Origin of the sequence: Streptomyces albiaxialis (genome assembly GCF_039530985.1) — a bacterium.
Taxonomy (GTDB): Bacteria; Actinomycetota; Actinomycetes; order Streptomycetales; family Streptomycetaceae; genus Streptomyces; species Streptomyces albiaxialis.
In genome coordinates, this window is sequence record NZ_BAAAPE010000007.1 from 1,025,566 (window position 1) to 1,039,865 (window position 14,300).

Genomic DNA, 14,300 nt, shown 5'->3' on the forward strand with positions numbered 1-14,300 from the left:
GTCCGATTTGCGCGGCAAGTTGAGAGTGTGAATGTGAGCTGCGCCACTCGGTTCCCGGCCGCACCCGGACACCTTTGCGCGGACCGGGGCGCCGTGATATCGCCGTAACAGTAATTCCGGCATTGCGGACAAGTACATGGTCACAGCCCCGTAGTTGGGCAATGATCACGCCTGTGGGGCACCCCGGAAGGGGGTTACTCCAGGGTCAACTGGCCGTGTACGCGTCGACTGTGGCGCATCGCACGATTGTTGAGCCGACCCTCCGAGGCCTGCTAGGCATGCCCTCATGTCCCCGAAAGCTCAGATACCCAGCCACCGGAAGCCCCGCAACAGCAAGATGAATACGGCGCTGCGTGCGGGTGTGACGGGCGGCGTCATGGGAACCATCGCGCTCACCGCGGCGGCGTCCCCCTCGTTCGCGGCCGACAACAAGGCCCCGACCGAGACCATGGAGATGCCGACCCTCTCCGGCAACCTGGAAAGCTCCGCCACGGCGGCGGCCGACTCGATCCAGCAGTCGGCGCTGACGTACGAGCTGCAGGAGGCCCAGGGCTCCGCGGTCACCAAGGCCAAGGAGCAGGCGAAGGAGAACAAGGAGAAGGCGGAGGCCAAGGCGAAGGCCGAGGCCCAGCGGAAGGCCGAGGCGGCCCGCAAGGCGGCCAAGGCCGCCGAGAAGGCCCGCGCCTCCCGTTCGGACGACCGCGGCTCGCTGCAGAACGCGTCCGCGGAGGCCCCGTCCCCGTCCTCGTCCTCCCCGAGCCAGACCAAGGGCAGCGGCAACGCCGCCACCCTCATCAACTTCCTCAAGGGCCAGGTCGGCAAGGCGTACGTCTCCGGCGCCACCGGCCCGTCCGCCTACGACTGCTCGGGCCTGACCCAGGCCGCGTTCAAGACCGTCGGCGTGAGCCTGCCGCGCGTCTCGCAGTCGCAGTCCACGACCGGCACCCCGGTCTCGCTCAGCAACGTCCAGCCCGGCGACATCCTCTACTGGGGCAGCGCGGGCAGCGCGTACCACGTGGCCGTCTACATCGGCGACGGCAAGTTCATCGGCGCCCAGAACCCCTCCAAGGGCGTCGTCGAGGCCAACATGAGCTACGACCAGCCCACGGGCGCCGTCCGCGTCCTCTGAGTCTCACCGCGCGCCGCTCCGGCGCCGCGAAGGGCCCACCGCACCGCGCGGTGGGCCCTTTTCGCTGCCTTCGGCCGGACTTGCCCGATGTATCCCGGCCGTCCGTGAACGCGTGCACAAGCCCCGGCGCCGGGCTCACACCCGGGCGGCCGGGCCGCGCTCCCTGCGGTAGCCGCCGGGGGCGACCCCGAACTCCCGCTTGAACGCCTTGGCGAAGGCGAACTCCGAGGAGTAGCCCGCGCGGGAGGCGATCACCCGCAGCGGGGCGTCGCCCGCCGCCAGCAGGCGCCCCGCGAGCGCCATGCGCCACCAGGTCAGGTACGCCAGCGGCGGCTGCCCGACGACCGTCGTGAAACGGCGCGCGAACGCCGCGCGCGACAGCCCCGAACGCGCGCCGAGCGCCTCCACCGTCCACGGGTGCGCCGGGTCCGCGTGGATCGCCTGGAGCGCCCGCGCGACGGCGGGGTCGGCAAGGGCCGCGGCCCAGCCCGTACCGTCGTGCTCCGCGTGGTCGCGCAGCCAGGCCCGCAGGATGTACAGCAGCAGCGTCTCCAGGAGCGCCGGAACCACCGCGTCCGAGCCGGGTCCCGGGCTCTCCAGCTCGCCGCCCAGCAGCTCCACGGCGGCGCGGAGTTCGGCGTGGGCGCCGATCCGCGCCGGGAGGTGCACGACGTCGGGGAGCCCGGTGAGCAGCGGGTGCGCCCGCGCCCGGTTGAGCCGGTAGGCGCCGCAGAGCATCAGTGTGGTGGGCCCTGACCCGTCCGGCACGTCCTCGCTGAGCACCCAGGTGCCGTCGCCGGCCCCGCTCTCCACGACGTCGACGAGGGGCGTGGCGGGGTCGTCCGCGAGCCCGTGCCCGCGCCCGTGCGCCAGGAAGACGACGTCCCCCGGCGCGAGCCGCACGGGCTCCCCCTCGTCCGGCGGCAGCAGCCAGCACGAGCCCTGGAGCACCACGTGGAAGCCCGCGCCGTCCGAGGAGGCGAACCGCATCCCCCAGGGCGCCGACTTGACGGTGCGCGAGGAGTGCGGGACCCCGGTCCGCATCACGGCGATGGCATCGCTCAGTACGTCCATGGGGAAAGACGATAGGACAAAACAGGGAGACCTTGAGGCATGGTTCGTCTCAACCTCCACTCCGTACGGTCCTCGTATGACAACGACGAACGCACGAGCCGTACTCTTCGACGAGACCGGCGGGCCCGAGGTGCTGCGCACCGCGGAGGTCCCGCTCGCCCCGACGGGCCCCGGCGAGGTCCGCCTCCGCATCGACGCGATCGGCCTGAACCGCGCCGAGGCCCTCTTCCGCGCGGGCGCCTACTACTACCCGCCCGCCCTCCCCGGCTCCCGGCTCGGCTACGAGGCGGCGGGCGTCGTCGAGGAGACCGGCCCCGGCGTCACCGGACTCGCCCCGGGCGACCCGGTGATGACCGGGCCCGGCATCGAGATGAGCGCCCAGGGGGTCTACGCGGACCGCGTCGTGCTGCCCGCGGGGGCCGTCGTGCGCCGCCCCTCCGCCACCGACGCGGTGACGGGCGCGGCCGTGTGGCTCGCGTACACGACGGCGTACGGCGGGCTGCTGGAGACCGGCGGGCTGCGCGCCGGCGACCACGTGGTGATCACCGCGGCCTCCAGCGGGGTCGGGATCGCGGCGCTCCAGACCGCGGCCCGCGTCGGCGCCGTCCCCGTCGCCGTCACCCGCACCGCCGCCAAGCGCGAGGCGCTGCTCGCCGCGGGCGCCGCGCACGTCCTCGTCTCCGAGGAGGACAAGGACGTGCCCGGCGCCGTACGGGAGCTGACCGGCGGCGGGGGCGCCGAGCTGATCTTCGACTCCGTCGGCGGTCCCGGCCTGACGGAGCTGGCGTCGGCGGCGGTCACCGCGGGCACGGTGGTCCTCTACGGCTGGCTCTCCGGAGAGCCCACGACGGTGCCGCCGAACTGGCCGCTGACCGTGCACGGCTACGCCAACCAGCACCTCGCCGCGAGCCCCGGGATGCTGCGCCGCGCCAACCGCTTCCTCGACACGGGCCTGCGCGACGGCACGCTCGCCCCCGTGATCGGCGAGGTCCTCCACGGCCTCGACCGGATGCCGGACGCGCACCGCCTGATGGAGTCCAACGCGCACATCGGGAAGATCGTGGTCACGGTGGACCACTGACCCTCCGGGAGGGGAAGGGGCAGCGGCTCAGGCGCGGGGGGCGACCTTCGCGATGCCGTTGATGATCCGGTCCATCGCGTCGCCGCCCGTCGGGTCGGTGAGGTTGGCCAGCATCTTCAGCGTGAAGCGCATCAGCATCGGGTGCGAGAGGCCCCGCTCGGTCGCGAGCTTCATGACCTTCGGGTTGCCGATCAGCTTCACGAAGGCGCGGCCCATCGTGTAGTAGCCGCCGTAGGTGTCCTTGAGGACCTTGGGGTAGCGCCGCAGGGCGAGTTCGCGCTGGGCGGGGGTCGCGCGGGCGTGGGCCTGGATGATGGTGTCGGCGGCGATGAAGCCGGACTCCATGGCGTACGCGATGCCCTCGCCGTTGAACGGGTTGACCAGGCCGCCCGCGTCGCCGACGAGCAGCAGGCCCCGGGTGTAGTGCGGCTGGCGGTTGAAGGCCATGGGCAGCGCGGCGCCGCGGATGGGGCCCTGCATGTTCTCCGGGGTGTAGCCCCAGTCCTCGGGCATCGAGGCGCACCAGGCCTTGAGGATCTCGCGCCAGTCCAGCTCGCGAAAGGCCGAGGAGGAGTTGAGGATGCCGAGGCCGACGTTGGAGGTGCCGTCGCCCATGCCGAAGATCCAGCCGTAGCCGGGGAGGAGCCGGTCCTGCGCCCCGCGGCGGTCCCACAGCTCCAGCCAGGACTCCAGGTAGTCGTCGTCGTGCCGGGGCGAGGTGAAGTACGTGCGCACCGCGACGCCCATCGGGCGGTCCTCGCGGCGGTGCAGGCCCATCTTGAGCGACAGCCGCGTGGAGTTGCCGTCCGCGGCGACGACGACGGGCGCGTGGAAGGTGACGGGCCTCTTCTCGTCGCCGAGCTTGGCGTGGACGCCGGTGATGCGGCCCGTACGGTCGTCGGTCAGCGGCTCGCCCACGTTGCACCGCTCGTACAGCCGCGCGCCCGCCTTCTCGGCCTGCCGCGCCAACTGCTCGTCGAAGTCGTCGCGCTTGCGGACCAGGCCGTAGTCCGGGTAGCTGGCCAGCTCGGGCCAGTCGAGCTGGAGCCGCTGGCCGCCGCCGATGATGCGCAGCCCCTTGTTGCGGAGCCAGCCCGCCTCCTCGGAGATGTCGATGCCCATCGCGACGAGCTGCTTGGTCGCGCGCGGCGTCAGCCCGTCGCCGCACACCTTCTCGCGGGGGAACGCGGTCTTCTCCAGCAGCAGCACGTCCAGGCCGCTGCGCGCGAGATGGTAAGCGGTCGTCGAGCCCGCGGGGCCCGCACCGACGACGATGACGTCCGCGCTGTGCTCGGACGAGGGCTTCGAGTGGAGATCGGCCACGAGTGCTCCCGCGTCGGTGACTGGCTGACCGACCGCTGGGTCGGTCCGGCTGGGGTCGGTGCTGACTCCCGCAGTCTAAGGGCGCATTCCGGGCAGCCCCCTGCCGCCCCCGTGGGATGCCCCGCCAATCGTCGTATGCCGCTTTCCTCATGACCCGTGCCACTCTGCTCCCACATCGGAGGAACCGAGGGGCGGACGGTATGCGAGAAGGCAGAGCGCCGGCACTGACGGTGGTGCTCGTACTGGCGGTGGGGGCCATGGCACCCGTGGCGCGGGCCGACGAGGGCGCGGCGGGAACGGCGCCCGTACGGGCCACCAAGCTCACCGGCCCCGACGGGACCATGACGACGGTCCTCGACGTCAACAAGCGCGGCCACGTGGTCGGCACCGGCGAGGCGCCCGACGGGACGCCGCGGGGATTCCTGTGGGACGGCGAGCGGCTGCGGACCCTGCCCCCGCTGCCCGGCGGCCACGAGGTGCGTCCCGCGGCGATCAACGCGCGCGGCCTCGTCGCGGGCTCCGACAGCACGGCCGGCGGCACGCGCCGCGTCGTGCTGTGGAAGGACGGCGAGCCCCGGCGGCTGGCCGCCGACGAGCCCGACGCGTACGCCGCCGTCGACGTCAACGACCGCGGCCAGGTCCTCGGGCACCACGGCAGCGGAAGCGACGCGCGCGCGTTCCTCTGGCGCGACGGGAGGAGCGCCCGCCTGCCCGCGCCCGACGGCGCCGTCGAGACGACCCCCGCCGCCCTCGACGAGCGCGGCGACGTCACCGCCATGTCGTACGTCCCCGGGCCCGAGGGAAGCGTCCGCTACCGGGTGCGGAAGGGGAGGGTCGTCCCCCTGCCCGACCTGCCCGGCACCCTCACCTCCTGGCTCCACCAGGGACGGCACACACTGAACGAGCGCGGGGACGCCGTCGGCCACAGCGTGCTCCCCGGGACCACCGGGATCCGCGCCCTGCTCTGGTCCGGGGGCCGCCCCGTCGCGGTCGGCGGCCTCGGCGGGCAGAGCGCCGCGGTCGCCGTCAACGGGCGGGGGGACGTCACGGGCTGGAGCGGCCTCGACGACGACCCCCGCAAGAAGCACGCGTTCCGGTGGCGCGCCGGGACGATGACGGACCTCGGCGTCCCCGACGGGCACGTGGTGAGCGAGGGCGTCCTCCTCACCCCGCGCGGCGACGTCGTGGGGCACGCGCTGCGGCCCGACGGGGTGACGGACGCCTACGTCTGGTCGGTCGGCTAGGGGGTGCCGGGGGGCTGTGGATCAGGGCGCCGCGACGACCGGCGTGTTCTGGGCCATGCGAATGCGCCACTCCCCCGCGTCGTCCCGCATCAGCGTCATCGTCAGGATCCCCTCCATCGGGTCCTTGCCGCCCTCCGCCCGCCCGTCGGACTCCGCGGTCCGCTGGCGGGCATGGACCACCCCGACCTCGGGCGTGAGGAAGACAACGCTCTCGACGGTGTACCGCACGGTGATGCCGGCCAACGGGCCGCCCTCGGCGAAGACGAGGGACTGCGCCTGGAACAGGCGGTCGGCGCCGAAGACCAGATTGCCGCTGAAGTTGACAAAGACCGTGTCCGGGGAGAAAAGGGAGTTCATCGCCCGGGCGTCGTTCTGGTTGAACGCGGACTCGTAGCGCGCCACGACGGCGGCGATCTCTTCCCTGTGGGCGGAGTGAGCACGCTCTCCCGTCAGTTGCGCAGTGTTCATGAGAAACCCCTCACTCGGCAGGACGACTTCGACACCGAGTCGAACACTTGAAGTGCGATTGAAGTCAAGGGGCGGCGGCCCCGCACCGGCTAGCTTCCCGGCTCCTGCCAGGTGTCGAGGGCCGTCTCGAAGACGACGTCGTCCTTGTCCTCCTCGCCCCCGTAGACGCGGCGCTCCGAGTAGATGCTGTACTCGGTGCCGTCGTCGGCGACGTACGCCTGGTCGGTCGCGTGGATCGTACGGCCCGACTCGTCGGAGGTGTAGGTGAACTCCCAGCGGGCGCCGGGCCGCCCGTGGAAGGTGTTGCGCCGCATCTCGATGCGCTCGTAGTCGTCGCGCTTCTTCGCCTTCTCCTCCATGGAGAGGAAGTTGTCGTACGAGGTGTACCCGGCGTCCTCGATGACGCCGATCCGCAGATAGTCGCCGCCGGTGGGCTGCACGTAGTCGGTCTGCGTGCCGTTCTCCTCGCGCTGCCAGCCCTCCATGACGCCGACCCGGAACCCCGCGGGGTCGTCGACCATGGCGAAGCCCGCGGGCAGGCCGGAGTCGTCGGCGGAGCCCGAGGGGGAATCCGAGGGAGTCTCCGAGGGGCCGTCCGGGCCGGAGGCCTCCGGGCTCGCCGTCGCCTCCTGCCCGGGCTTCCGCTCCGGCTTGTCGGCCTCGGCGCCGCGCTTCCCGGCGCTCTGCGACGCCCCCCGCGCGCCCTTGCCGCCGCCGTCGTCCCCGTCGCCGGAGAAGAGCAGCACGCCGCCGGTGACCGCGCCGCCCACGAGGAACGCGGCGAGGACCAGCGCGGTCCACTTCAGCGCGGGGCCGCGCGAGGGCGGTTCGCCGCCGGGGACGCCGCCGCCCTGGCCGAGCTGATAGGCGGGGGTGTCGAACGGGGAGGCGACCACGTCTTCGGACGCGGACGCGGACGCGGACCCGGCCACGGGTGCGGGTGCGGGCGCGCCCTGCGGCGGGGGCGGCGGGGTCCCGGGCGCGGCGGGGAACGCCGCACCCGGCACGTACACTCCCGGTCCGTACGCCCCCGCACCCGTGGCCGTCCCCGCGCTCCTGCCCGCCAGCGCCAGCGCCCACGGCACGAGCAGCACTCCGCCGATCGACCAGAGCACGGCGAAGAGCAGCATCTCCGCGCCGGAGGCGCCGCCCTCGGCGCTCATCGAGACGGAATCGCCCGTCGCGCCGTAGTCGCTCCCGAAGTCCGTCGAGCCGCCGCCCTCATGGAAGTTCGCCTCCGTCGAGAGCCCGCCGAGCCCGACGACGAGCAGGACGGCGACGACGAAGAACGCCCCGGCCAGAAGCTGTTCGCGGCGGTCCGCGTGGCGGCGGGCGACGAGCGCGCCCAGGATCAGCGCGCAGGCCAGGCCCCCGGCGATGGTCCCGGTGAGGGCCCAGCCGCCCGCGGCGTCGGCCAGCTCGCCGTAGCCGAAGGTCTCCCGGCCGATGTCGTAGTCCGGCACGTTCCACTTGCCTTCGAGCGGCGCGCCCCAGGCCAGCGCGAGCGCCATCGCGCCCAGGTTGGGCAGGAGGAGGAGCAGGCTGAGGTAGCTCTCGCCGTCCAGGTCCTCGGAGTCGGACCGGGTGAGCACGACGATGCCCGCGACGACCGAGGCCAGCGCCAGCACGACCACCAGCGCGAGCAGCGCGGTGCGCAGCGCGCCGACGGCCGTACGGGGCCCGGCCCCGGGCCGCCCCGCGAGCCAGGCGTCGGTCTCGCCGCGCGCCAGGACCACGGCGGCGACGACGGTGGAGAGCAGGAACGCCCACAGCAGCGTCAGGCCCGGCGAGGAGCCCAGCTCGAATCCCTCGTACGAGGGGCGCGCGTACAGCCCCAGCGCGAACGCGCCCGCGCCGCAGAGCAGTCCGACGCGCAGCGCGCTCTCGAAGCCGCCGCCGTACTGGCCCGCCGCGTGGGAGCGGCGCCGCGCCCACCGCCCGGCGACCACCAGCGCGGCCACCCACAGGGCTGTGGACAGATACGGGACGAACGAGAGCGAGCCCTCCCCCGCGACGCTCTCCCCGCCGAGCGGCGCCTCGCCGTCGGAGGAGACGGAGAACCCGCCGCCGACGCCCTGGAGCAGCACCGCGAGCACGACCCGCATCCGGTCGCCCCAGCCGACGTCGAGGTCGTCCAGGTCCTCGGTCGAGAAGAGCCCGAGCAGCGAGGCCAGCACGAACACGACGATCAGCGGCCACATCGCGACCCGCGCCGAGGTCGCCCAGTCCCCGGTGAACGCGCGCGAGAGGAACGCCCCGACGGGCGAGGGCGCGACGGCGGCGGCGGGAGCGGCGGGCGGGGGCGCGTACGCCGGGGGCGGGGCGACCGCGGGAGGGGCGACCGCGGGAGGGGCGACCGCGGGAGGGGGCGGGGTCGTTGGCGGGGGCGGGGTCGTTGGCGGGGGCGGGGTCTCGGGGTTCCGCTGATGGCCGCAGCCCATGCAGAAGCGCGCCTCAGAGGGAAGCGAAGTGCCACATTCCGGGCATGGGGACGACATGAGCGCTCCGTGTTCGGGGAGAGGGGACGGGATCGCGAGTGCCGAAGTGTTACCTACGACACACGTGACCCGTACATGGTTCCCACGAAGCAGCGCACTGTGAAGCGGAGTTACCTAAGCGCAACCGGGGGTGACCGCAGAGACGGGCGTGTCCGGCCGGGGGCCCGGGGGTCGCCCCCGGAAAAGCACAGCCCAAGCGCAACCGGGGGTGACCGCAGAGGCGGCTCACGCCACCGGCTTGTACCCCCGGTGCAGGGCGACGATGCCGCCCGTCAGGTCGCGCCAGGCGACATGGCCCCAGCCCGCGGACTGCAGGCGGCGGGCCAGCTCGGGCTGGTCGGGCCACTCCTGGATGGACTCGGCGAGATAGACGTACGCGTCGGGGGCGCTGCTCACCTTCCGGGCGACCGGCGGCAGGGCGCGCATCAGGTACTCCTCGTAGACCTTGCGGAACGGCGCCCAGGTCGCGTGGCTGAACTCGCAGATCAGCACGCGCCCGCGCGGCTTCGTCACGCGCAGCATCTCCCTCAGCGCCCCGTCGACGTCGCGGACGTTCCGCAGGCCGAAGGAGATCGTCACCGCGTCGAAGACGCCGTCGGCGAAGGGCAGCTTCGTGGCGTCGCCCGCGACGAACGGCATCCAGGGCAGCCGCCGCTTGCCCTCCGTCAGCATGCCCGTCGAGAAGTCGCACGGCACCGTGAACGCCCCGGCCTCCGCGAAGGGGAGGGAGGAGGTGCCGGTCCCGGCCGCGAGGTCGAGCACCTTCTCACCGGGCCGCGCGTCGATCGCCTGCGCGACGGCGCGGCGCCACAGCCGGGCCTGGCCGAGCGAGAGCACGTCGTTGGTGAGGTCGTACTTCGCGGCCACGTCGTCGAACATCGCGGCGACTTCGTGCGGCTTCTTGTCCAGGGTTGCGCGCGTCACGGTCCGTCCCGGTCCATTCAGTCGGTGTCTCAGTTGGCGTCGATGAGCGTCAGCTCGGGATGGGCCGTGCCGCCCTCGATCGCGGTCGAGGAGAGGTGGGAGACCACGCGGTCGTCCACCGGGTCGTTCGCCGGGTCGTCGTGGACGACCAGGTGCTCGTAGGTCGTCGCGCGCTGCGCGGGGACACGGCCCGCCGTGCGGATGAGGTCGATGATCTCCATCCGGTTGGAGCGGTGCTTGGCGCCGGCCGAGGAGACGACGTTCTCCTCCAGCATGATCGAGCCCAGGTCGTCGGCGCCGTAGTGCAGCGAGAGCTGGCCGATCTCCTTGCCGGTGGTGAGCCAGGAGCCCTGGATGTGCGGCACGTTGTCGAGGAAGATCCGCGCGATGGCGATCATGCGCAGGTACTCGAAGATCGTCGCCTGCGTCCGGCCGCGCAGCTTGTTGTTCTCCGGCTGGTAGGTGTACGGGATGAAGGCGCGGAAGCCGCCCGTACGGTCCTGGACGTCCCGGATCATCCGGAGGTGCTCGATCCGCTCGGCGTTGGTCTCGCCGGTGCCCATCAGCATCGTGGACGTCGACTCGACGCCCAGGTTGTGGGCGATCTCCATGATCTCCAGCCAGCGCTCGCCGCTCTCCTTGAGGGGCGCGATGGCCGTACGGGCGCGGGCCGGAAGCAGTTCGGCCCCGGCCCCGGCGAAGGAGTCCAGGCCCGCCGCGTGGATCCGGCGGATCGCCTCCTCGGCGGAGACCCCGGTGATCCGGGCCATGTGCTCGACCTCGCTGGCGCCCAGCGAGTGGATGACGAGCTGCGGGAACGCCTTCTTGATCGCGGAGAAGTGCTCCTCGTAGTACTCGACGCCGAAGTCCGGGTGGTGGCCGCCCTGGAACATGATCTGGGTGCCGCCGAGCGCGACGGTCTCCTCGCAGCGGCGCAGGATGTCGTCCAGCTCGCGGACCCACACCTTGTCGCTCTTGGGCGCGGCGTAGAAGGCGCAGAACTTGCAGGCCGTCACGCAGGAGTTGGTGTAGTTGATGTTCCGCTCGATGATGTACGTCGCGATGTGCTCCGTACCGGCGTAGCGCCGACGGCGCACGGCGTCGGCGGCGGCGCCCAGCGCGTGCAGCGGAGCCGAGCGGTACAGGTCGAGGGCCTCCTCGGCCGTGACGCGCCCCCCGTCCGCCGCTCGGTCGAGTACGGACTGCAGGTCGGCGTTCGACGCGGGCTGTGACACCGGCGCTTCCCTCCAAACGTGGCGGACGCGGCGGAGACAGACATCTCACCCATCTCACCGCTTTGCAGCGACCGGACCAGACTACGCCAGCCCTTTACTCGATCTTCCGGAGCGTCCCCGAGGGGCCGTTCCCGACCGAGGCGACGAAGCGCAGCGAGCCGTCGCCGCGCAGCGTGAAGGTGTCTCCCTTGCTGTTCCCGGCGCAGAACGGGGAGTCCTCCTCGGCGACCGAGTTCATGGTCAGCTTCTTGCCGCGCACGGAGTCCAGCTTCCAGTAGCCCTTGCACCCCACGCCGGCGATCTTCGTCCCGCCCGTGGCCACCTTGTCCCCGGGCTTCCCGTCCTTGATCGTGACCGTCATGGTGCCCCCGGGCGTCCCGCTCTCGAAGGTCACGGGGCCCTGCCAGGTGCCGACGAAGTCCTTCAGCGTCCCCTCCCCCGCGCCGCCGTCCGACGGCGGGCTCGCCTGCGGCCGGCCCCCCTGGTCCTTGGCGCCACCGCCCCCGCCGCCGAGCGGGAGCAGGAAGTAGGTGCTGAGCACGGCGGCGACCGCGAAGCAGGCGAACGAGACGACGACCGTGCAGCTCACCTTGCGCCGCCGCCCCTTCTCCGGCGGGGGCGGCTCCTCCGGAACCTTCGCCTCCGCGACCGCCGGTCCCGTCACGGCCCCGGCGCCCTGCCCGTACGAGGGATCAGGCGGCCCGAATCCCGACGAGGTCGGGGCCGAGGCCGGGGCCGCGGGCCCCTGCGAGGACTGCGTGAAGGGGACGGGCCCCGAGTGCCCCCGCGCCGCGCCCTGGGGGCCGGGTTCCAGGTCGAGCAGCTCGACGGCGCGGCGGCCCACCTGCTCTACGAGCGGTCCGGGCAGCCAGCCCGTGCGCACCAGCCCCGAGGCGCCGCCCGCCGTCCCGGCCAGCTCCCGCGCGACCTGCTCCGGGGTGGGCCGCCGCTCGGCGTCCTTGTCCAGGCAGCGCGCGACCAGCTCGCGCAGCCCGCCCTCCAGACCGCCGAGTTCGGGCTCCTCGTGCACGACCTTGTAGAGCAGCGCGGCGGAGCTGTCGCCGGGGAAGGGGGCGCCGCCGGTCGCGGCGTACGCCAGCACGGCGCCCAGCGAGAAGACGTCCGAGGCCGCCGTCGCGCCCTTGGCCAGGACCTGTTCCGGCGACATGTACCCGGGCGAGCCGACCGAGACGCCGGAGGAGGTGAGCGAGGCGGTGCCGTCGGTGGCCCGGGCGATGCCGAAATCGATCAGCCGGGGCCCGTCGACGGTGAGCAGCACGTTGGACGGCTTGACGTCGCGGTGGACGAGCCCGAGCCCGTGCACATGGCGCAGCGCCTCGGCGAGCCCGGCGCCCACGGCCCGTACGGTCGTCTCGGGCAGCGGCCCGTACTCCTCGACGGCCTGCGCCAGCGAGGGCCCCGCGACATAGCCGGTGGCGACCCAGGGCACGGGCGCCTCCGCGTCGGCGTCCAGCACGGGCGCGGTCCACGCGTCGCCGACGAGCCGCGCGGAGTCGACCTCGCGCCGGAAGCGGCGGCGGAACTGCTCGTCGACGGCGAAGTGCGGATGGACGACCTTGACCGCGACCGTGCGCCCGCCCTCCGAGCGCGCCAGATACACCCGCCCCATGCCGCCGACGCCCAGCCGGCGCAGCAGCCGGTAGGCGCCGAGGACCGGCGGGTCGTCGGGTTCGAGCGGCTGCATGCGGACGTCCCCCCAGCTCTGACCTCAGCCCTGCTGTGCCCGACCAGCTTAGGGGGCGCCGGGGCGGGGGCTCAGTGCTCGCTCGGCACCGGCTCAGTGCTCGCCGTCGAGCAGGTCCACCCGTACGTCCGAGGGGAAGCCCGCCGACTCCCCGGCGCGCCGGGCGAACTCGGCGACGCCCTCCAACTGCCGCTCGCCGAAGCGGAAGTCGAGGGTGGTGAAGTAGCGCTCCAGCACCGGCGGCTCGAAGACCTCGTAGCGCGCGGCGTGCTCGGCGACCTTGTCGATCTGCTCCAGCGAGAGGTCGCGGGAGGAGAGGAAGGCCCGGTGGACCTCGCGCACGGTCTCCGGCTCGCGCTCCAGGAAGTCGCGCCGCACGGCCCACACGGCGAAGACGAACGGCAGCCCCGTCCACTCCTTCCAGAGCTGGCCGAGGTCGTAGACGTGCAGGTCGTTCTCGGGCAGGTGGCGCAGGTACGCGCGCAGCCCGACGTCCCCGATGACGACGGCGGCGTCCGCCTCCTTCATCATCCGCTCCAGGTCGGGCGGGGACGTGTAGTAGTCGGGCCGGACCCCGAAGCGCTCGGCGAGCAGGAGCTGGGCCAGGCGCACGGAGGTGCGCGAGGTGGAGCCGAGCGCGACGCGGGCGCCGTCCAGCTCCTCCAGCGGGCGGCGCGAGACGATCTCGCAGGACATCACGTCGCCGTCGCAGCCGACCGCGATGCCGGGCAGGGCGACGAGGGACTCCGCGTTCCGCAGGTACTCCACGAGCGTCACGGGGCCGATGTCGAGGCTTCCGTCGATCACGTACTCGCTGAGCTTCTCCGGGGTGTCCCGGGTCAGGTCGAGGTCGAGCAGCGTGCCCGTATGGACGAGGCCCCAGTAGAGGGGGAGGCAGTTCAGGAACTGGATGTGCCCGACACGGGGGCGGGAGCGCGGGGTCCTCGGTTTCGCAGTCACCCTCCGGAGAGTACGCCCCGGTCTGTACGGACCTGTGCGGGGTCCCCAAGACCCTCTCGGACCGCCCGCGCAAGGGCTCCGGCACGTGATCTTCAACCCTTCCGCGCCCGGGGCCACCGTGCTAGGCTCGCCGCAAGTTGCAGTTTGGTTTCCCTTGCAGTACAGAGCCTGCGGAGCGCATGTGACCGCGGGCTCTCGTCAGTTTTCAGAGACTTCTTCGCGGGTTCTGGAACAGGGCAACCCTTATAGGCCCAAGGAGGGCTTATGGCTACCGGAACCGTCAAGTGGTTCAACGCCGAGAAGGGCTTCGGCTTCATCGCCCAGGACGGCGGCGGCCCCGATGTCTTCGTTCACTACTCCGCGATCAACGCTTCTGGTTTCCGCTCGCTGGAGGAGAACCAGATCGTGACCTTCGACGTCACGCAGGGCCCGAAGGGCCCGCAGGCGGAGAACGTCACCGCGCAGTAATTCTGGAATAGCAGTACCCAAGGAGCCCCCGCCGTCGGCGGGGGCTCCTGTCTTTTCCCTCCCGGGGGGGGCGACCGGGGGCTTCTCCTCTTTTCCGGGCTGCTGAGCAGGGGCTGCCCCTTGCCGCGCGTGCCAGGCTGCGAGCACTTCGTGGCTGGCCGCGCAGTTCCCCGCGCCCCTGAACGGCCCCT

At 72.7% G+C, this 14,300-nt stretch carries 12 protein-coding genes; 4 read left to right on the forward strand and 8 right to left on the reverse strand.

Translation table 11 applies throughout. The annotated features are described in order from the left end of the window. Positions 1–286: 286 nt before the first annotated feature. Positions 287–1,129 (forward strand): C40 family peptidase, encoded by an 843-nt coding sequence (locus ABD343_RS15755; RefSeq protein WP_344528330.1) that lies wholly within the window; start codon positions 287–289, stop codon positions 1,127–1,129. Positions 1,130–1,264: 135 nt separating this feature from the next. Here the strand turns inward: ABD343_RS15755 and ABD343_RS15760 are convergent, their stop codons facing one another. Continuing rightward, the gene (locus tag ABD343_RS15760) at positions 1,265–2,203 is read right to left on the reverse strand and encodes an AraC family transcriptional regulator (RefSeq protein ID WP_344528332.1); all 939 of its coding nucleotides are present in this window, start codon (positions 2,201–2,203) and stop codon (positions 1,265–1,267) included. A gap of 76 nt (positions 2,204–2,279) precedes the next feature. Between ABD343_RS15760 and ABD343_RS15765 the strand changes: the two genes are divergently transcribed. After that, positions 2,280–3,284: a zinc-dependent alcohol dehydrogenase family protein gene (locus ABD343_RS15765; RefSeq protein WP_344528334.1), complete on the forward strand. Its 1,005-nt coding sequence runs from the start codon at positions 2,280–2,282 to the stop codon at positions 3,282–3,284. A gap of 27 nt (positions 3,285–3,311) precedes the next feature. Here ABD343_RS15765 and ABD343_RS15770 read toward each other — a convergent pair whose 3' ends face one another. Then, complete coding sequence (locus ABD343_RS15770) at positions 3,312–4,607, reverse strand: geranylgeranyl reductase family protein (protein WP_344528336.1); 1,296 nt, start codon at positions 4,605–4,607, stop codon at positions 3,312–3,314. Between the two features lie 200 nt (positions 4,608–4,807). On the opposite strand from ABD343_RS15770, the gene ABD343_RS15775 reads away from it, so the two are divergent. After that, complete coding sequence (locus ABD343_RS15775) at positions 4,808–5,851, forward strand: hypothetical protein (RefSeq protein ID WP_344528337.1); 1,044 nt, start codon at positions 4,808–4,810, stop codon at positions 5,849–5,851. A 21-nt stretch (positions 5,852–5,872) separates the two neighbouring features. On the opposite strand, the gene ABD343_RS15780 is transcribed toward ABD343_RS15775, so the two are convergent. From ABD343_RS15780 to ABD343_RS15805, 6 genes are all read right to left on the reverse strand, one after another. After that, the gene (locus ABD343_RS15780) at positions 5,873–6,319 is read right to left on the reverse strand and encodes an SgcJ/EcaC family oxidoreductase (protein ID WP_344528339.1); all 447 of its coding nucleotides are present in this window, start codon (positions 6,317–6,319) and stop codon (positions 5,873–5,875) included. An 89-nt stretch (positions 6,320–6,408) separates the two neighbouring features. Continuing rightward, positions 6,409–8,817: a zinc ribbon domain-containing protein gene (locus ABD343_RS15785; protein ID WP_486387849.1), complete on the reverse strand. Its 2,409-nt coding sequence runs from the start codon at positions 8,815–8,817 to the stop codon at positions 6,409–6,411. Between the two features lie 225 nt (positions 8,818–9,042). Next, positions 9,043–9,741 (reverse strand): demethylmenaquinone methyltransferase, encoded by a 699-nt coding sequence (locus ABD343_RS15790; protein ID WP_344528343.1) that lies wholly within the window; start codon positions 9,739–9,741, stop codon positions 9,043–9,045. Between the two features lie 29 nt (positions 9,742–9,770). Further along, complete coding sequence (gene mqnC, locus ABD343_RS15795) at positions 9,771–10,976, reverse strand: cyclic dehypoxanthinyl futalosine synthase (protein ID WP_344528345.1); 1,206 nt, start codon at positions 10,974–10,976, stop codon at positions 9,771–9,773. Between the two features lie 94 nt (positions 10,977–11,070). Continuing rightward, positions 11,071–12,681: a serine/threonine-protein kinase gene (locus ABD343_RS15800; protein ID WP_344528347.1), complete on the reverse strand. Its 1,611-nt coding sequence runs from the start codon at positions 12,679–12,681 to the stop codon at positions 11,071–11,073. A 93-nt stretch (positions 12,682–12,774) separates the two neighbouring features. Next, complete coding sequence (locus ABD343_RS15805; RefSeq protein WP_344528349.1) at positions 12,775–13,641, reverse strand: menaquinone biosynthetic enzyme MqnA/MqnD family protein; 867 nt, start codon at positions 13,639–13,641, stop codon at positions 12,775–12,777. A 264-nt stretch (positions 13,642–13,905) separates the two neighbouring features. Here ABD343_RS15805 and ABD343_RS15810 point away from each other — a divergent pair, with 264 nt between their 5' ends. Then, positions 13,906–14,109: a cold-shock protein gene (locus tag ABD343_RS15810; RefSeq protein WP_180931495.1), complete on the forward strand. Its 204-nt coding sequence runs from the start codon at positions 13,906–13,908 to the stop codon at positions 14,107–14,109. Positions 14,110–14,300: the final 191 nt, after the last annotated feature.

Bases quoted from the DNA above. Each gene is read 5' to 3' on its own strand.
- ABD343_RS15755 (WP_344528330.1), top strand. From the start codon at position 287: ATGTCCCCGAAAGCTCAGATACCCAGCCACCGGAAGCCCCGCAACAGC.
- ABD343_RS15760 (WP_344528332.1), bottom strand. From the start codon at position 2,203: ATGGACGTACTGAGCGATGCCATCGCCGTGATGCGGACCGGGGTCCCG.
- ABD343_RS15765 (WP_344528334.1), top strand. From the start codon at position 2,280: ATGACAACGACGAACGCACGAGCCGTACTCTTCGACGAGACCGGCGGG.
- ABD343_RS15775 (WP_344528337.1), top strand. From the start codon at position 4,808: ATGCGAGAAGGCAGAGCGCCGGCACTGACGGTGGTGCTCGTACTGGCG.
- ABD343_RS15780 (WP_344528339.1), bottom strand. From the start codon at position 6,319: ATGAACACTGCGCAACTGACGGGAGAGCGTGCTCACTCCGCCCACAGG.
- ABD343_RS15785 (WP_486387849.1), bottom strand. From the start codon at position 8,817: ATGTCGTCCCCATGCCCGGAATGTGGCACTTCGCTTCCCTCTGAGGCG.
- ABD343_RS15800 (WP_344528347.1), bottom strand. From the start codon at position 12,681: ATGCAGCCGCTCGAACCCGACGACCCGCCGGTCCTCGGCGCCTACCGG.
- ABD343_RS15810 (WP_180931495.1), top strand. From the start codon at position 13,906: ATGGCTACCGGAACCGTCAAGTGGTTCAACGCCGAGAAGGGCTTCGGC.